This is a genomic window from Planktophila turicensis (SeqCode) (assembly GCF_965234405.1).
Taxonomy (GTDB): domain Bacteria; phylum Actinomycetota; class Actinomycetes; order Nanopelagicales; family Nanopelagicaceae; genus Planktophila; species Planktophila turicensis.
Genome location: NZ_OZ248346.1, coordinates 1 through 16,928, shown reverse-complemented (window position 1 = coordinate 16,928; position 16,928 = coordinate 1). Strand labels below are relative to the sequence as shown.

General features: G+C 47.5%; 16 protein-coding genes. 3 read left to right on the top strand and 13 right to left on the bottom strand.

All coding sequences use genetic code 11. From position 1 onward, the window contains the following. Positions 1–29 precede the first annotated feature (29 nt). Positions 30–1,403 carry a GH1 family beta-glucosidase gene (locus tag AC8GFK_RS00080; protein ID WP_506625208.1) on the top strand — a complete coding sequence of 458 codons (1,374 nt, stop codon included), beginning with the start codon at positions 30–32 and terminating at the stop codon, positions 1,401–1,403. Between the two features lie 50 nt (positions 1,404–1,453). Here the strand turns inward: AC8GFK_RS00080 and AC8GFK_RS00075 are convergent, their stop codons facing one another. The 3 genes from AC8GFK_RS00075 to AC8GFK_RS00065 form a co-directional block, all read right to left on the bottom strand. Next, the gene (locus tag AC8GFK_RS00075; protein WP_506625207.1) at positions 1,454–2,395 is read right to left on the bottom strand and encodes a carbohydrate ABC transporter permease; all 942 of its coding nucleotides are present in this window, start codon (positions 2,393–2,395) and stop codon (positions 1,454–1,456) included. Between the two features lie 2 nt (positions 2,396–2,397). After that, positions 2,398–3,381, bottom strand: a complete 984-nt coding sequence (locus tag AC8GFK_RS00070) for a carbohydrate ABC transporter permease (protein WP_506625206.1) — start codon at positions 3,379–3,381, stop codon at positions 2,398–2,400. A gap of 138 nt (positions 3,382–3,519) precedes the next feature. Further along, complete coding sequence (locus tag AC8GFK_RS00065; protein ID WP_506625205.1) at positions 3,520–4,818, bottom strand: ABC transporter substrate-binding protein; 1,299 nt, start codon at positions 4,816–4,818, stop codon at positions 3,520–3,522. Positions 4,819–5,074: 256 nt separating this feature from the next. Between AC8GFK_RS00065 and AC8GFK_RS00060 the strand changes: the two genes are divergently transcribed. Beyond that, complete coding sequence (locus tag AC8GFK_RS00060) at positions 5,075–6,076, top strand: LacI family DNA-binding transcriptional regulator (RefSeq protein WP_506625204.1); 1,002 nt, start codon at positions 5,075–5,077, stop codon at positions 6,074–6,076. On the opposite strand, the gene AC8GFK_RS00055 is transcribed toward AC8GFK_RS00060, so the two are convergent. Further along, on the bottom strand, positions 6,039–7,340 hold the full coding sequence (locus AC8GFK_RS00055) for a glycoside hydrolase family 32 protein (protein WP_506625203.1): 1,302 nt from the start codon (positions 7,338–7,340) through the stop codon (positions 6,039–6,041). The genes AC8GFK_RS00060 and AC8GFK_RS00055 overlap by 38 nt on opposite strands. A 23-nt stretch (positions 7,341–7,363) precedes the next feature. Here AC8GFK_RS00055 and AC8GFK_RS00050 point away from each other — a divergent pair, with 23 nt between their 5' ends. Beyond that, complete coding sequence (locus tag AC8GFK_RS00050) at positions 7,364–8,014, top strand: DedA family protein (protein WP_095672936.1); 651 nt, start codon at positions 7,364–7,366, stop codon at positions 8,012–8,014. A gap of 3 nt (positions 8,015–8,017) precedes the next feature. Here AC8GFK_RS00050 and pyrE read toward each other — a convergent pair whose 3' ends face one another. The 9 genes from pyrE to dnaA all read right to left on the bottom strand — a co-directional run bounded on the left by pyrE (position 8,018) and on the right by dnaA (position 16,928). Next, positions 8,018–8,551, bottom strand: a complete 534-nt coding sequence (gene pyrE, locus AC8GFK_RS00045) for an orotate phosphoribosyltransferase (protein WP_506625202.1) — start codon at positions 8,549–8,551, stop codon at positions 8,018–8,020. A 15-nt stretch (positions 8,552–8,566) separates the two neighbouring features. Continuing rightward, positions 8,567–8,962: a heat shock protein transcriptional repressor HspR gene (locus AC8GFK_RS00040; protein ID WP_506625201.1), complete on the bottom strand. Its 396-nt coding sequence runs from the start codon at positions 8,960–8,962 to the stop codon at positions 8,567–8,569. After that, complete coding sequence (locus AC8GFK_RS00035; RefSeq protein ID WP_506625200.1) at positions 8,959–9,888, bottom strand: DnaJ C-terminal domain-containing protein; 930 nt, start codon at positions 9,886–9,888, stop codon at positions 8,959–8,961. The genes AC8GFK_RS00040 and AC8GFK_RS00035 overlap by 4 nt, the downstream gene beginning before the upstream one ends. A gap of 3 nt (positions 9,889–9,891) precedes the next feature. Beyond that, positions 9,892–10,389 (bottom strand): nucleotide exchange factor GrpE, encoded by a 498-nt coding sequence (grpE, locus tag AC8GFK_RS00030; RefSeq protein ID WP_506625199.1) that lies wholly within the window; start codon positions 10,387–10,389, stop codon positions 9,892–9,894. 43 nt (positions 10,390–10,432) lie between these two features. Then, a complete protein-coding gene (gene dnaK, locus AC8GFK_RS00025) occupies positions 10,433–12,268 on the bottom strand; it encodes a molecular chaperone DnaK (RefSeq protein ID WP_506625198.1) in 1,836 nt (611 codons plus the stop codon). Between the two features lie 219 nt (positions 12,269–12,487). Continuing rightward, a complete protein-coding gene (locus tag AC8GFK_RS00020; RefSeq protein WP_506625197.1) occupies positions 12,488–12,940 on the bottom strand; it encodes a DciA family protein in 453 nt (150 codons plus the stop codon). Further along, complete coding sequence (recF, locus tag AC8GFK_RS00015) at positions 12,937–14,022, bottom strand: DNA replication/repair protein RecF (RefSeq protein WP_506625196.1); 1,086 nt, start codon at positions 14,020–14,022, stop codon at positions 12,937–12,939. Before recF ends, AC8GFK_RS00020 begins: the two co-directional genes overlap by 4 nt. Positions 14,023–14,034: 12 nt before the next feature. Further along, positions 14,035–15,165 carry a DNA polymerase III subunit beta gene (dnaN, locus tag AC8GFK_RS00010; protein ID WP_506625195.1) on the bottom strand — a complete coding sequence of 377 codons (1,131 nt, stop codon included), beginning with the start codon at positions 15,163–15,165 and terminating at the stop codon, positions 14,035–14,037. Between the two features lie 359 nt (positions 15,166–15,524). Beyond that, positions 15,525–16,928: a chromosomal replication initiator protein DnaA gene (dnaA, locus tag AC8GFK_RS00005; RefSeq protein ID WP_506625194.1), complete on the bottom strand. Its 1,404-nt coding sequence runs from the start codon at positions 16,926–16,928 to the stop codon at positions 15,525–15,527.

Genomic DNA, 16,928 nt, shown 5'->3' with positions numbered 1-16,928 from the left:
TTTATTACATGTGAAAGTACGCTCAACCCATGGCCACATTTCCAAAGGACTTTATCTGGGGCGCTGCGACCTCCAGCTATCAAATCGAGGGCGCAGCTTATGAAGATGGCCGCGGGCTATCGATCTGGGACACATTCTGTAAGACGCCGGGCAAGGTAGCCAACGGCGATACAGGAGACGTCGCCAATGATCACTATCACCGCTATCTCGAAGATATCGCGCTGATGAAGGAACTTGGTCTTAAGTCCTACCGATTCTCGTTCGCATGGCCTCGTATGTTTCCCAACGGCGATGGCGTGCGCGAAGAACGTGGCTTTGCTTTCTACGATCGATTAATCGATGCGTTGCTTGAAGCAGGAATCGAACCGCTGGCAACTTTGTATCACTGGGATTTGCCACAAACTCTGCAAGATAAGGGTGGCTGGACTAACCGCGACATCGTTAAGGCGTTTGCGGATTACTCAACTGCCGTTGTTGAACACTTTGGTGATCGCGTAAAGAAGTGGACACCGATTAACGAACCGTGGGTAGTTTCATGGCTTGGCTATGGAATTGGAATTCACGCACCAGGTGTGAAGGATCGTAAATCTGCCTTTGCGGCAGCGCACCACACCGTCTTGGCACATGTTGCATCAACGAATGCAATGCGCGCAGTGCGTAGCGATATTTTGACTGGTCCGGTACTAAACCAGACCAACTTCCGTGCAGATGATATGAATGATCCAGTTCAGCGCCATGCATACGAAGTAAGTGATGCCCACTTGAATACATTCTGGATGGATGCATTTATGAAGGGTAAATACCCACAAATCTTGCTCGATGAGTTCGGTGACGAACTCGGTGCAGTCATTAAGCCGGGCGACCTTGAATCAGCAACAGTGAAGAATGATTTTATTGGAATTAATTACTACTTCGATAACTTCATTCATGCATCAAAGGGTGAGCCAATGCAGTGGCATTCAATCGCCGGACTCTTTGAACTCGATATCGATGAAGCAGCACCTGGAGATCTAACCGATATGGGTTGGCCACAAACTCCAGAAGGTATTAGGGATCTCTTGGTGCGTTGGCATAAAGAATATGGAAGTGCGCTTCCTGATCTTTACATCACCGAAAATGGCGCAGCATTTGATGAAGGAATTAGTGCTGATGGAAAGTGCCATGATCAACGTCGTGTGAATTACTTACAAGCTCACCTTGCTGCCCTTGCCGAAGCAATCGCAGAAGGTGCGCCACTTAAGGGTTATTACGAGTGGTCACTGATGGATAACTTCGAATGGGCGCTGGGATACGAGAAGCGTTTTGGAATTGTGCACGTTGATTTCGATACACAGAAGCGCACTATTAAGGATTCTGGTTACTTCTATGCGGACACGATTAGAACAAATGGTTCCGATATTTAAGAGTTAACGAGGAACCCCTGCCCAATAACTGAAGGCTTTGCGCCCCGACATTAAGACTTAACAGAACCTGCAAGGAGTCCGCGGACGAAGTAGCGCTGTAGTGAGAAGAAGACGATCAACGGAATGATGATCGAGAACAACGCTGCAGGAGCTACGTTCTCCCACTTAGAACCGAGTGAACCACCAAGGTTTGCAAGGTGAAGTGTGAGTGGAGCTACGTCATCTGTTCCGCCTGCGAATACAAGGGCTACGAGCAAGTCATTCCAGATCCATAGGAACTGGAAGATTGCAATCGATGCAACTGCAGGAAGTGAAAGTGGAAGAACAATCTTGCGGAAGACTTCGAAGTGGTTTGCACCATCGACGCGCGCTGCTTCAAGAAGTTCGCGAGGAAGTGCTGAAACGAAGTTGTGAAGTAAGTATGTAACAAGTGGAAGACCGAACATTACGTGTGGGAACCAGACTGCAGCCAAAGTTCCGACGATTCCAAGTGGTGGAATGATTTGTGTTCCACCGATTTGAACACCAGTTGCGAAGAATGTAAGAAGCGGCAAGAGTGAAAGCTGTAGTGGAACACCTTGCAACGCAAAGAGTGAGTAGAAGACTTGGTTGCTAAAGCGGAATGGGATCCAGGCAAGTGCGTATGCAGCCATGAGTCCGAAACCAACAGAGAGAACAACTGCAGGAATTGTGATTGCAAGTGAGTTCACTGCAAAAGGAATCATTCCTTCTGAGCCGAGTGAACCGCCACCTGTAAGCAGAACTGCGCGGAAGTTGTCGAGAGTAAATGTTGGATTGCTAAATGATGTCCACCAACCTGAAGAGAGAATGTCTTCCTTGGTGCGGAAAGATGTAACGACAAGTCCAAGAGTTGGAACTGTCCACAAAAGCGCAATCACGGTTACAACCGCTGATGCGATTGGTGAGGTGAATGGCTTGGTGCCGTGCTCGGCTAGGAGCGGCTTGTTCTTCTTCAAAGATAGCTTGGCCATGGTTAGTGCTTCCGTTCTGCGCGAATAGAGCGGATGTTGTAGTAAGTAATAGGTAAAACGCCCAAGAAGATCAAGATTGCGAGCGTAGATCCGCGGCCGTTGTTGAGATAGACGAAGTGCTCGTCGAACATACGGTTGGAAAGCACGTCGGTCTTGAAGTTTCCGCCGGTCATTGTGTGGATGACGTCGAAGAGCTTGAGCGTGCCAACCATCGCAGTTGTAAGAACAACGATGATGGTGGTTTTGACCATTGGCACTGTGACTGTGCGGAAGAGTGTGAATCCGGAAGCGCCATCGAGCTGGGCTGCTTCTTCGATATCAGAAGGAATGTTCTTAATAGCCGCAGACAAGATCACCATGCCGAAGCCGGTTGTTCCCCATACGTAAACGGCCATAAGGAACAAGTTGTTCCATGGTGACCACAACAGAAGGTGCTGCAGAGGAATTCCAAGTGACTTCATGAGCTGGCCAACAAGACCAGTCTGATTCATCTCTGGTTCTTGATATTGGTACATCAAGTTCCAGATAAGTGAACCACCAACGAATGAGATTGCCATCGGCATAAAGATCAGTGACTTAGCGAGTGCTTCGCGCTTCATCTTGTTAAGCATTGTTGCAAGACCCAAGCCAAGTGCTGTTACGACAATTGGCGAGATGATGATCCAGAGCATGGTGTTACGGAATGCAAGGAGGATGTCTGGATCCTGGAAAGCGCGTGTGTAGTTTGCAAAGCCAACCCATTGTGATGAGTCAGCGTTTTTAAATGATTCGATAAAAGTTTGAATTGCAGGAATTCCAAGACCGATAGCGGCAAGGATTAGTGCAGGTACTAAGAAGAGTGAGAGTGCAAGAATATTTTGCTTCTTGCCTTGAACGCGTGCTCCAGCTGCAAATGCGACTCCGTAGAAACCGAAGAAGATAGCGAGCACTGCGAGGATCTGAAGAATTTTCGGACCAGAGCTGTTGAGCAAACTTGACCATGTCATTTTCGTTTACATCCTTTCAGCTCGGTAAATATTTTTTATTAGGTGGTGATTATCTAAGAAGAGACCGGGGCCCACAAGGTGTGGACCCCGGCATCTTTACTTCTTATTGCTTAACTGCAATGAGCTATTGGTAATTAATTACCAGTTAGCGTCGATTGAAGATGCAACTTCCTTCATTGACTTACCTTCTGCGTAGAACTTGGTCATTTCCTTCCAGAAAGCACCGTTTACTGCAGTTGGCATCAAGTCAGATGCGTCGAACACGATTGCGCCAGACTTGTTCTGAAGCTGTGCTGCGACAACCTTAAGAACTGGATCTGAGTATGAAGATAGTGGGATACCAGTGTTAGCTGATGTCCATCCGCCTGCCTTCGCGCGCTCAATGCCGTATACAGGTGAAGATAGGTAATCCTGGACGAATCCAACTTCCTTCTTCTTTGAGAATGCGACTGGGAACTCTCCGCCACCCATGATTGGCTTACCAAACTTAGAGTTTGTTGGTGGGAGGTAGAACGCATCTGCGTCACCTGCAGGACCGAATGTTGTTCCTGCTGGGAACATTGATGAGTAGAAAGATGCCTGCTGCAACATGCCGCAAGTACCGTTCTTAAGTCCTGGAACGCCTGCATCCTGGAACTTACGTGTTGCTACAGACTTGAGGTCACCGACCTGGTCCTTAGTTCCGAGCCAAGCAGCTACCTTGTTCATTGCACCAAGAATTTCTGGTGATGAGAACTTGAGCTTGCCTTGCCACCACTGGTTGTACTTCTTTGGACCCTGTTCGCGAAGAACCATCTGCTCGATCCAGTCAGTTGCTGGCCAACCTGTAGCTGCACCTGACTCGATTCCTGCACACCATGGGTTAGCTCCAGCCTTTTCGAACTTGGTAGCTACTGCTTCCATTTCCTTCCATGTATCTGGAATTGAAACGCCAAGCTTCTTGAACTGTGCTGGTGAGTACCAAACGAGTGACTTTGAAGATGCGCCGAATGGTGCACCGTAGATACGTCCGTTGATTGTTGTGAATGATGCCCAAGCTGGGTTGTAGTAGTTAGAAAGGTTTGCGCGAGTTGCAGCTGAAATTGGGACAGCCTTACCTGTTGCGACCATTGTTGCTACCAAACCTGGCTGAGGAATGATTGCGAGGTCAGGTGCGTTTCCGCCCTTAACGCGTACTGGGAGAAGAGTTTCGAACTGGTCTGTGCCTTCGTAAGCAATCTTGATGCCTGTGCACTTTGTGAACTCAGCGAAAATCTTTTCCATTGTTGTTGCTTCAGGATCACGGATACCAGCGAAAATCTTTACTGTTCCTGTGCCCTTCCACTTTGAATATTCGTCACAGCCAGCAGCTGATGCTGATGTTGCTGTGAAAGTAGTTGCTACGAGTGATAGAACTGCAACTGCAGCTCCAACAAGTAGACCCTTTTTCTTTAGCATGTGGATACCTTTTCTATTGAGGGTGTAGCGGCTATGGGGACAGGCCTTGAGCCGCGAACGTGAGGCAACGGTATTGCTAATCGTTCGCAGGTCGCTAGCGCGCGGGGCGGAAGGTAATAAAAGCGTTATAAACGGTGCGGGGCGCTGGTTTCTACGCTCAAAGTGCGGGGGTGGGCTATCTAAAAAGGGGGTCTCGGGGGTACCTTTTGCAGAGGTTTTGCAGGAATTTGCAGTCGGCAAGCGAAGGGGTGGGCAGATGGCTGGAGTCGTCGAGATCGCCGAAAAGGCTGGGGTTTCACCAGCCACGGTTTCTCGCGCGCTTCGAGGTCTGCACCACGTTAATGAAGTTACGCGATCAAAGATTGTTGCAGCTGCAATGGAACTTAATTATCCGTTGCGATCAGATTTAATTCCACGCGAACTTATTCAACGCACAAATCGAATCGGTGTCATCGCTCCGTATATATCTCGTTGGTACTTTGCTGAAGCGATTAATGGAATTGAACAGAGTTTGCGCGAAGCTGGAATGGATCTACTTCTATATAACTTTTCTCAAGTTGAAGCGCGACAGAGAATTTTTCAACATAAGCAGTTGCGCGGAAAAGTTGATGCGTTAATTGTTGTAAGTATGCCGCCGACAGATGAAGAGTTTGAATCACTTCTTAGTTTGGGAATACCCATTACAACAATTGGATTTATTCATGAAGGATGTACAAGCGTTGCAATCGATGATGTGATGGGTGGGCGCGTAGCAACAAAACACTTAACTGATTTAGGTCATCGCGAGATTGCGGTTCTATCTGGCCAGCGCGAAACTGCTTATAACTTTGATGTCTCAGATAATCGCACCAAAGGTTTTATTGAAGTGCTCAATGAAGTTGGCGCTGAATGGAATCCTGATTTTGAAATCCGTGGCGACTTTAATATCTACACCGCAGAGATTGCTATGGAAGCTTTCTTGCAGAGGAAGAAGTTGCCGACAGCGCTCTTCTGTCATTCTGATGAAATGGCATTCGGCGCGCTGAAAGCTATTCGCAAGAAAGGCTTGCGCGTTCCTGAAGATATGTCAGTGATTGGCTTTGATGATCACTTGATTGCACAGTATGTGGGTTTAACAACCGTTGCGCAGCCGCCTCAATTTGAAGGACAAGTTGCTGCAGCTGCAGCTATCTCTGAAATCGCTCACCCAGTAAGTGAGCATAAGAATATTTTGGTTCCGCTTAGCCTTGTTGTTCGCGATACAACTGCTGCAATTTAAGGTTATTCACTTCGCCAATTGTTTCGACATAGTGCAGCGAAGTATCAACAAGCACAAGGTTTGTGAAACAGACGGTGGAACCAGCGGCAAAAACCTCGATTGAGCCCCGATCCACAATGACTCTGAAGTCGACCTCGCTCGTTGGTGCGGGGACTTCTTGCGCCAGTGGCGCTGCTATTTCATTCCAGGCATTGGATGTATCGGCATAAATCTTTCCGTTGCGAACGCCGATTTCGGCAAAACGATCTGGGGTTTCATGAATACGGATTGCACCAGAACTTGTTGTAAATGAAACTTCTGGGAAGCCACCTGGTTTTTCAATCGGTGTCTGCACCAGAGTATTTCCTTTTAGTGAAAGTTCGCGCGGAACTGTCATCGCACTTCGCCATGGATCGGTTGGAACTTTGACTGCGTAATCCCAGTTGCTCATCCAACCTAAGAAGATTCGTTTGTTTTCTGGGGCGTTAGAGAATGTGACACCTGCATAGTTATCGCGGCCGTAATCAATCCAACGTGTCTGCACATCATCTGCGATAAATTCTTTGCCGTTCCATTGGCCAACGAAATATTGAGTTCCCGATCCAATCTGGAATCCACCTGGGTTGAGCGAAACAATCAAGACCCACTTATCGCCGAGCTGGAATAAATCCGGGCATTCCCAGATTCCTCCAACTTCAGCTGCAGGGCCAAAGTCGCTTAAGTGTGTCCACTCTTTTAAGTTGGGTGAAGAGTAGAAAGAGATTTTAAATTCTTGTGGAAGCGCCAGAGTCATAATCCATTGACCATCAATCCAACTTACCTTTGGATCACGAAAGTTGGGAAGGTTGATATCAAGAACAGGATTACCTTCGTACTTTGTAAATGTCAGACCTTCATCGACGCTATATGCCAAACATTGTGATTGATTACTTTCATCATTTTGATGTTCTGTATAAATAGCAACAATCGGTGGATTCTCTGTAGTTCCAAAACCTGATGTGTTTTCAAAATCAACTACAGCACTTCCAGAAAAGATTCCAGATGTTGGTGTGCAATTAATTGAAACTGGTAACTCTTGCCAAGAATAAAGATCATTACTGACTGCATGTCCCCATGACATATTTCCCCAGACATTTGCCTGCGGGTTATGTTGGAAAAATAGGTGATATTTACCTTTGTAATAGAGCAACCCGTTGGGGTCATTCATCCAATTACGAATAGGGGTGAAATGAAACTGTGGGCGATATTTTTCATTCATTAACTCGCCATTGGGATGAATATTCACGGCCGTTACCTTATCCTCGAGTCATGAACATTGCTGCAAACCTCTTTGATGCCCATTCAATTGTTGGCGACCTTGGGCTTATCGGTGTCTTGGCAATCATCTTCGCGGAAACTGGTTTGTTGGTAGGGCTCGCATTCCCTGGCGATTCACTTCTCTTTATTGCAGGAGTGGCCGCCTCTGGTTCAGGGGCTGCAATCTTGGGTGGAGCATCTCTTGATCCAGTTGCGCTCTTTATCGGTGCGCCCATCGTTGCTGTTATTGGTTCGCAGGTTGGTTATTGGTTCGGTGCAAAATATGGGCGCAAGTTATTTAGCCGTCCTGACGGTCGCTTCTTCACGCAATCAAAGGTTGAAGCAACTGAGAAGTGGTTGAACAAATACGGCACTGGAAAAGCGCTGGTGTTAGCTCGTTTTATTCCATTTGTTCGCACGCTGATTAATCCACTTGCTGGCATTGTTGGTGTTCCTGCAAAGAAATTTATGTTCTGGAATGTTTTGGGCGCAATTATCTGGACACAAGGAATTATTGGTCTTGGTTATTTGCTCGGTGAAAAGCTGGAAGGTTCAGTAGATAAGTATCTTCTGCCGGTTGTGGGGCTCATCATTATTGTGAGCGTTGTACCCGTTGCAATCGAATTCTTCCGCGAGTGGAGTACTCGCAAGCATCACTCGTAAGTCTTACAGACCTAAATCTTCGAGCGAGTAAGCGGCGTAGTACTTATAGCCTGCATTAAGAATCGTCTGCTTTGCACCGCGTTCAACGATAACTGCAACGCCAACAACAATTGCGCCCGCTTCTTTGAGCGCTTCAACAGCGGTAAGAACTGATCCGCCTGTTGTAGAAGTATCTTCAACAGCTAAGACCTTCTTGCCCTTTACATCTGGACCTTCGATGCGGCGCTGAAGTCCGTGTGCCTTTTCAGCCTTACGAACTACAAAAGAATCAATGTTTTTACCGTTGCGGGCAGCTACATGCATCATCGCTGTGGCAACAGGGTCTGCGCCCAAAGTTAGTCCGCCCACTGCGTCGTATTCGAGATCTTTTGTTAGATCGAGCATTACTTCGCCAACAAGAGGTGCTGCTACATGATCAAGAGTTACGCGACGAAGATCGACGTAGTAATCGGCTTCCTTGCCTGAAGACAAAATAACTTTGCCGTGGACAACAGCCTTCTTAACGATTTCGTTCTTTAGATTCTCGCGTGCGCTCATGGTGTGACCTTATCTCTACTTATCTTCTTCTTTGTAAATAATGACATCTGACTTCTTACGTGTTGGCAATCCCTTTGGTGGGTTCTGCTCAATCAGTGCATCAACTTCGATGCGTAGTTTTGCGACTTCAACGGCCATGTTTGCCATTGCAGTTTCAAGTTCGATGATGCGCTTAATGCCGGCGTGATTGATTCCTTCGCCGACAAGTCGCTGCACCATACGAAGCGATGCGATGTCGCGAAGTGAATAACGGCGGTTTCGACCGACTGTGCGATCTGGTGAAACTAAACCTAAGCGGTCATATTGGCGAAGAGTTTGTGGATGCAGACCAGAAAGTTCTGCAGCAACTGAAATTACATAAAGTCCTGCATCGTCATCAGGATGTTCTTCGTGTGGCAAGTCTTTTGTCATGACTTTGCCTTAGTTACAAACTCTGCACGGATATCGTGATCTGAGGTTGCCGCCGCAAATGCCTTGATTGCTTCTTCGGCTTTTCCTTCAACGCGACGAGGAACCTGAACTTCAACAGTGACAAGTAGGTCACCAACAATTGCGCCCTTCTTAATACCGCGACCTTTAACGCGAAGCACTCGGCCAGTTGGTGTCCCTGCAGCTAAACGCACAGTGACATCATCACCAGAAAGCGTTGGGACTTTAATATCTGCACCGAGCGCTGCTTCTGCAAATGTAACAGGAAGAGTTAATAACAAGTTCTCGCCTTTGCGAGAGAAAGTAGTGTGGGGCTTTACTTCTAGCTCAATGAAGAGATCACCAGGTCCTGCTTCACCTGGTGCACCTTTTCCTTTAACACGAATCTTTGCACCATCATTTACACCAGCAGGAACGCGCGCAGAAATAGTCTGCGGTCCATTTCCATCGGTGTTGAGTTTCAAATCCAGTGTTGTACCGAAGACTGCTTCTTTAAATGAAATGGTTGCTTCAGTTTGTAAGTCGCTACCTTTACGTGGTCCACGACGACCACCGCCGCCAAATAAATTAGCGAAGATATCTTGTGGGTTTCCTCCACCGAAGATGTCGGAGAAATCTCCACCTTGGAAGTTCTGTCCTCCGCCGCCTTGTGGTGCACGGAATCCACCGCGTTCAAAGTATGAACGGGCTTCATCGTATTCAGCGCGTTTTTTGGAATCAGACAAGATGTCATATGCCTCAGAGACAGCCTTGAATTTATCTTCGAGTGCGGTATCACCTTGGTTTTTATCAGGGTGTAAATCGCGCGCTAAAGAACGGTACTTCTTCTTAATCTCATCGGCAGATGCTTTCTTATCTACACCCAAGATCTTGTAGAAGTCCTTCTCGTAAAGGTCTTTAGCGGCCATTTTTTATTCTGGGTCCGTCACTGCAACGCGCGCTGGGCGCAAGATGCGTTCTTTGTACTTATATCCAGGTTGCAGAATCTTTGATGCAGTTGAAACCTTCACATCAACAGATGTGTCATGTAACAACGCTTCGTGGATCTGAGGATCAAACTCTTCACCTTCAGTTCCGTACTTTTCGAGTCCGAAACGGTTGGTGATCGCAGAGATTTGATCTGCAACAGCCTTGAAGCCGCCTGTAAGTTCGTTGTGGTCGGCAGCACGGTCGATGTCATCGAGGGTTGCGAGAAGTTCAGTAAGTACTGAACCAATAGCTAGCTCGTGAGCAACTGCGCGATCGCGTTCTACACGTTTGCGGTAGTTGGCATATTCAGCCTGAAGTCGTTGTAAATCAGCTGTGAGCGCTGCAACCGGGTCAGTCTCCTGAACCGGTGCAGCCGCTTCTTCCACAGTTTCGGTTACTACGTCATTAGTAGCGATTAGCTCTTCGTTTTCAGTAGTCACCTATTTACACCCATTCCAAATGCTCGACACTTTTGTGTCTCACTTATGCCTCGTCTTCCGCGTCAATTACTTCTGCATCTTCAACATGATCTTCAGATCCTGCTGATGCGCCCTCTGCTTGAGCTGATGCGTTTGCATACATCAGTGCACCGAGTGCCTGTGAGATTGTCGAAACCTTTTCAGTGTTTGACTTAATTGATTCGAAGTTAGCTCCACCAAGATCTGTCTTTAGCGCAGCAAGTGCTTCATCAAGTTCAGCCTTCTTGGTTGCAGCTTCACCTTCGGTGAACTTATCTGCGTTATCGGTAAGGAACTTCTCTGTCTGGTAGACGAGTGAGTCACCTGTGTTGCGGATTTCTGCTTCTTCACGACGCTGCTTATCTTCATTTGCGTGTGCTTCGGCATCAGCCATCATCTTTGCGATCTCATCTTTAGAAAGTGCTGAACCACCAGTGATGGTCATTCCCTGCTCTTTACCTGTTGCAAGATCCTTCGCAGATACATGAACGATTCCGTTTGCATCGATATCGAAAGTTACTTCAACTTGTGGGACTCCGCGTGGAGCTGGTGCGATACCAGTGAGCTCAAACATTCCGAGCTTCTTGTTATATGCAGCCATTTCGCGCTCACCTTGGTAAGCCTGAATCTGTACAGCTGGCTGATTGTCATCAGCAGTTGTAAAGATTTCAGAACGCTTTGTAGGAATAGTTGTGTTGCGCTCGATCAACTTTGTCATTACTCCACCCTTGGTTTCGATACCAAGAGAAAGTGGTGTGACGTCGAGAAGCAATACATCCTTTACTTCACCCTTAAGAACACCAGCTTGAAGTGATGCACCAACTGCAACTACTTCATCAGGGTTTACGCCCTTATTTGGCTCTTTTCCGCCAGTAAGTTCACGTACTAAGTCAACGACAGCTGGCATACGAGTTGATCCACCAACGAGAACTACTGAGTGAATATTTGCAATTGGAATTCCAGCATCTTTAAGAACCGCTTGGAATGGCTTCTTGCATCGCTCGAGAAGATCTGCAGTCAATGACTGGAACTGTGCGCGAGTAATTGTTTCATCCAAGAACAATGGGTTCTTCTCTGAATCAACTGTGATGTATGGAAGGTTGATTGTTGCTGACTGTGAAGAAGAAAGTTCGATCTTCGCTTTTTCAGCTGCTTCGCGGATGCGCTGCATCGCCATCTTGTCTTTTGTAAGGTCGATGCCATTTGCAGATCCGAATGTCTTTACAAGGTGATCAACAAGTGATTGATCCCAGTCATCGCCACCGAGGTTGTTATCGCCATTGGTTGCTTTAACTTCTACAACACCGTCGCCGATTTCAAGGAGTGAAACGTCGAATGTTCCGCCACCAAGGTCGAATACGAGAATTGTTTGTTCTTGATCTGCTTTATCAAGACCGTATGCAAGTGCTGCTGCAGTTGGCTCGTTGATAATACGAAGAACATTGAGGCCCGCGATTTCGCCAGCTTCTTTTGTTGCTTGACGTTGTGCATCGTTGAAGTAAGCAGGAACTGTAATTACAGCATCCGTTACTGTCTCGCCGAGATACGCCTCTGCATCGCGCTTTAACTTTTGTAGAACGCGCGCTGAAATTTCTTGTGGTGTGTACTTCTTACCGTCGATATCCATCGTCCAGTTAGTACCCATGTGACGCTTAACGGAACGGATTGTGCGTTCGACGTTTGTCACTGACTGACGCTTTGCAACTTCACCGACGAGAACTTCGCCATTCTTTGCGAATGCGACGATCGATGGGGTTGTGCGAGCGCCTTCTGCATTTGCAATAACCGTTGGTTCTCCACCTTCGAGTACTGATACGCAGCTATTTGTTGTTCCTAAGTCGATTCCGACTGCTCTAGCCATTGTGTTGCTCCTTCGTTGAATCTGTTTCTTCTCTCAAGCCAATCTGGGTTGAGGCTCGTAACCTGAGTCGATTCTACGCAAAGAGTTGAGTCGAGGCGACTCAGGTTTACATAGGGTGTAACTATGGCTGCCGCGGATTTATTCCGCAGGAAGGCTCCGCAAAACTGGTTGCTTCGCGCCCAACTTTTGCTTTCAGCCTTCCTTGCTACATAAATCCTTCTAGCCGTATGTATCCCTGGGGCCGCGCCCGTTGGAGATGGTGCGCAGGCCGCGCTTCCAGGATGGAGCCTGGGGGCCGATGAAGTCGAGGGATTCAACCAAGGCGCCTGGTGCGCTTGAGCGGATCTTCTCGAGCAGCGATGGCCCGACCAGGTTGAGTTGGGTGGCCCAGGCGGTTGATGAGCATTGGACCAGAAGGCGCCCGTCGAGCATGGATAAAGGTGTGGTGTGCTGGCCGATTTCAGGGCCGACGACTTGAGCCCAGGTAGCGAACAAGGTTCCTTCGGCGAGGCCGGAATCCCAGTCGCGTTGTTGGATCAGGTCGCTGAGAACATTGGCAATCAGGGTTGGGTCACCAGGGGTTTGGGTGCGCTCTTCGATGACCTTCTTCTTTTTAGTAAATCCAGTTTTATAACTTTGAAAGAGGTCGTGGGCGAGATCGCGTTTACTCATCTCTTCGCCTCCCCTGGAGTCACATAGAACTTGGTCGATAGTAACTCGACGGGTAAATCACTTTCAACAGCTGCAGTAATAAATGTTTGTTCGGCCATCTGTGTAACCGATGTTAATTGTTGGCGGCGCGCAGTGTCGAGCTCGGCGAAAATATCGTCGAGAATTAAAACGGGTTCTGCGCCTTCTGATTTAAGTAAATTATATGAACCAATACGCAATGAGATTGCCATCGACCAGGATTCTCCGTGGCTGGCATAACCTTTTGCAGGAAAGTCACCGAGTTGTAAATGTAGATCGTCGCGGTGTGGGCCGATCAATGAAACACCACGTTCTTGTTCTTGTCGCGCAACTTCAATTTGGCGGGCAGTTAAGATTTCCACATTGTGTGTAACGTCTGCGGATAAGTTTTCTGTTGAAGATTTATATGAGATAGATGCGGGTTTTACTTCGTTGAGATTCTTGTAGTTTGCAGTGACATAAGGGTTTAAATCATCAACTAATTTAATTCGCTCAGCCGATAGTTGTGCTCCATATGTAATGAGTTGTTCTGTCCATGGAACTAAAGCATTTTCCGGAGCGCGGGTTTTTAGTAAAGTGTTGCGTTGTTTTACAACGCGCTCGTAATCAGAGATAACTCCAGCAAGGCGTGGTGATTGAGCAATAAGTAATTTGTCTAAAAAGTCGCGGCGGTGTGTGGGTTCGCCACGAACTAAATCGAGATCTTCGGGGGAGAAGTAGATAATTTGGAGAGCGCCTAAAATTTCGCGCTGTGATTTAACTGGGTTGCCATTAAGTCGTGCGCGGTTTGCTTTATTTGCATTGATCTCAAGATCCACTTGCAGTGTGCGACCTTGGCTCTCAATCTCTGCGCGGATGATTGCTTGATCTGCACCCAACGAAATCAGTGGTTGGTTATTTGAAACGCGGTGTGAAGATAGGTAGGCGAGATAGATAAGGCTCTCGGCGATATTTGTTTTACCGCTGCCGTTGTTGCCAATGAAGGTTGTGGGGCCAGCGGGAAATTCCAGCTCGAGGTTTTTATAGGAGCGGAAATTGGTCAGCGCTAGCCGAGTTACGCGCATGTGGGTGCCTTGTTAAGAGGCGTAACGCATAGGCATCAACAGGTAGCGGTAGTTCTCGATGGATGCGCCGTTTGGTTCGGTGCGGCCAGTGAGGATCGCTGGTTTGTTGGAGCCGGTAAATGAGATCTGAACAAATGGTGTTCCGACTGCTTGGAGACCATCAGCTAAGAAGACAGGGTTAAATGCAATTGAAATTGGTTCACCGTTAAGTAGCACGTCGATTGTTTCAGTTGCTTGTGCTTCTTCGCCCGCACCTGCTTCGAGTGAAACACCACCATCTTTAAATTCAAGACGGAGTGGAACAGTTTTATCTGTAACGAGCGCGACGCGGCGAACAGAGTCGAGGAACGGTGCAACTTCTACAACTGCAGTAGTTACTGATTCGGTTGGTAGTAGGTGGCGGTATGGAGGGAATGTTCCATCCAACATACGCGAGGTCATTGTTTTACCATCGCCACTAAAACCAGCGAGGCGATCATTTGATGTTGTAGGTGCAAATGAAAGTGAAACATTCTTAGAACCAACAAGTGATTTAGCAGCATCAGCTAATGTGCGAGCGCGCATGAGTGCTGATGTTGAGAAACCTGGTGTTGCTGGGTTCCAGTTAAATTCGCGGACTGCAAGACGGTAGCGATCTGTTGCAGCAAGAGTGATTGTCTCTTCAGTGATTTCAACATGAACACCAGTAAGTGTTGGAAGTGAATCATCGCGGCCGGCAGCGATTGCAACTTGCGCAACTGCTGTTGCGAAAGTATCGCTTGCAACTGTTCCGGTTGTTTCAGGAAGTTCAGGAAGATTTGGGTATTCAGAAAGTGACAGTGTTGGAAGAGTAAATTTTGCAGAACCTGATGTCACTAATACTCGTGAGCCATCCAAAGTAATAGTGATTGGCTTATTCGGAAGTGAGCGGCAGATTTCCGCAAGCAACTTTCCAGGAACTAACACTGCGCCTTTTTCAAAGATGTCTGCTTTAAAGTTTGCTTTAGAAGATGTTTCTAGATCTGAACCGCTAAGGATTACTTCATCACCGGTTGCATCAATCTTGATTCCGAGGAGCTCGGTTTTAATAGGGCGTGTGGAGAGGCTTCGAGAAACCCAATTCACTCCATCTGTTAGAGAATTTTGATCAACAGTAAATTTCACGCCGTAGCCCTCGGATCCATGTAAGTGATTTGTAGTAGTGGAAATCTAATGTGGAAGCGGTCCGCTTGGAAACGGGATTTGTATATATAAAGGTAGTAGTAGTAACCGCGGCGGAAAGCTGTGGAAATTAGGTAAAAGTGCTGGTCAGAGCCTTGATTTACCTGTGCAGCGCTGTGGGAAACGCCGAGTGAGCTGTGGGTAAAGATGTGTGGTGTTGTAGCCATTCCTACCCTCCGATCTCTTAGTGTGCTTATCAACTGTGGTTACCCACATAAATAGCGCCAATATCCACAGTTATCCACAGGTTATCCCCATCTGGGGGTAAAGAGGGTGAAAACGGACAAAACCGCTTTCTAGGGTTATTTAGTCTGCTGCTTGATGCGGGTGGTCAACTCATTGACCTGGTTGTAGATCGAGCGGCGCTCAGCCATGAGCTCGCGGATCTTTCGGTCGGCATGCATCACAGTGGTGTGATCGCGTCCGCCAAATGTCTGGCCAATCTTCGGCAAGGAAAGTTCAGTCAGCTCGCGGCAGAGATACATCGCAATCTGGCGCGCATTTACCAGCGCGCGTGAACGAGATGTTCCGCAAAGGTCATCAATAGTCAGGCTGTAATACGCCGCGGTTTGAGCCATGATCGTTGGCGCAGTGATTTCAGAGTTAACTTCATTTGGAATCAAATCTTTCAAAACAATCTCAGCAAGACCCATATCAACAACTTGGCGGTTGAGTGATGCGAAAGCGGTAACGCGAATCAGCGCACCTTCGAGCTCGCGGATGTTGGTAGAAATCTTTGACGCGATAAATTCAAGAACATCATCGGGTGCGTTTAATTTATCTTGCGCAGCTTTCTTACGAAGAATCGCAATACGGGTTTCAAGTTCAGGCGGCTGAATATCTGTGATCAAACCCCACTCGAATCGTGAACGTAAACGATCTTCAAGAGTTGTTAACTGCTTAGGTGGGCGGTCTGATGAAATAACTATTTGTTTATTAGCGTTATAAAGCGTATTGAAAGTATGGAAGAACTCTTCCTGGGTACGTTCTTTATTCTCTAAGAATTGAATGTCATCGACGAGCAAGATGTCAAGGTCGCGATAACGGCGCTGGAAAGCTGTTGCTTTATCGTCACGGATTGAGTTAATAAAGTCGTTGGTAAATTCTTCAGAGGAAACGTAACGCACGCGAACGTTGCCGTATAACTCTTTTGCATATGCACCAATTGCGTGAAGCAAGTGAGTCTTACCCAAACCTGATTCGCCGTAGATGAAGAGCGGGTTATATGCTTTCGCTGGCGCTTCAGCGACTGCAACTGCTGCGGCATGTGCGAATCGATTTGATGCACCGATAACAAATGTTTCAAAGATGTAGCGCGCATTAAGTTGTGATGGTTCGTCAGATTTGCGAACACTTTCATCTTCACGGCCTGTGCCCGGACGTGGTGCTGCAGCTTCAATTGCAACAGTTGGTGCCGGCAGATCTGCGAGCTCGATAGTTTCATCGACCATCACTGCGATATTTGCTTTCTCACCGAGCTCTTTTGTCAGCACTTCGTTTACAACAGTGCGAAGTCGGGATTCGAGAACATCTTTTGCGAAGGCATTGGGCGCTGCGACCAAGAGACTGGTGGCGCCACCTTCGTTTTGTAGAAGACCTAGGGGCTTAGTCATCGCTAAAAATGCGCGATGCTGAGGTTCGCCAGCCGAGACATGCTCGACGACTCGATCCCAGAGCTCGGTTAGCTCAACGCCAACTACTGCCAT

What these genes read in the sequence shown, in the direction of transcription:
- AC8GFK_RS00080 (WP_506625208.1), top strand. Translation starts at nt 30, where the DNA reads ATGGCCACATTTCCAAAGGACTTTATCTGGGGCGCTGCGACCTCCAGC.
- AC8GFK_RS00075 (WP_506625207.1), bottom strand. Translation starts at nt 2,395, where the DNA reads ATGGCCAAGCTATCTTTGAAGAAGAACAAGCCGCTCCTAGCCGAGCAC.
- AC8GFK_RS00070 (WP_506625206.1), bottom strand. Translation starts at nt 3,381, where the DNA reads ATGACATGGTCAAGTTTGCTCAACAGCTCTGGTCCGAAAATTCTTCAG.
- AC8GFK_RS00065 (WP_506625205.1), bottom strand. Translation starts at nt 4,818, where the DNA reads ATGCTAAAGAAAAAGGGTCTACTTGTTGGAGCTGCAGTTGCAGTTCTA.
- AC8GFK_RS00060 (WP_506625204.1), top strand. Translation starts at nt 5,075, where the DNA reads ATGGCTGGAGTCGTCGAGATCGCCGAAAAGGCTGGGGTTTCACCAGCC.
- AC8GFK_RS00050 (WP_095672936.1), top strand. Translation starts at nt 7,364, where the DNA reads ATGAACATTGCTGCAAACCTCTTTGATGCCCATTCAATTGTTGGCGAC.
- pyrE (WP_506625202.1), bottom strand. Translation starts at nt 8,551, where the DNA reads ATGAGCGCACGCGAGAATCTAAAGAACGAAATCGTTAAGAAGGCTGTT.
- AC8GFK_RS00040 (WP_506625201.1), bottom strand. Translation starts at nt 8,962, where the DNA reads ATGACAAAAGACTTGCCACACGAAGAACATCCTGATGACGATGCAGGA.
- AC8GFK_RS00035 (WP_506625200.1), bottom strand. Translation starts at nt 9,888, where the DNA reads ATGGCCGCTAAAGACCTTTACGAGAAGGACTTCTACAAGATCTTGGGT.
- dnaK (WP_506625198.1), bottom strand. Translation starts at nt 12,268, where the DNA reads ATGGCTAGAGCAGTCGGAATCGACTTAGGAACAACAAATAGCTGCGTA.
- AC8GFK_RS00020 (WP_506625197.1), bottom strand. Translation starts at nt 12,940, where the DNA reads ATGAGTAAACGCGATCTCGCCCACGACCTCTTTCAAAGTTATAAAACT.
- recF (WP_506625196.1), bottom strand. Translation starts at nt 14,022, where the DNA reads ATGCGCGTAACTCGGCTAGCGCTGACCAATTTCCGCTCCTATAAAAAC.
- dnaA (WP_506625194.1), bottom strand. Translation starts at nt 16,928, where the DNA reads ATGGCAGTAGTTGGCGTTGAGCTAACCGAGCTCTGGGATCGAGTCGTC.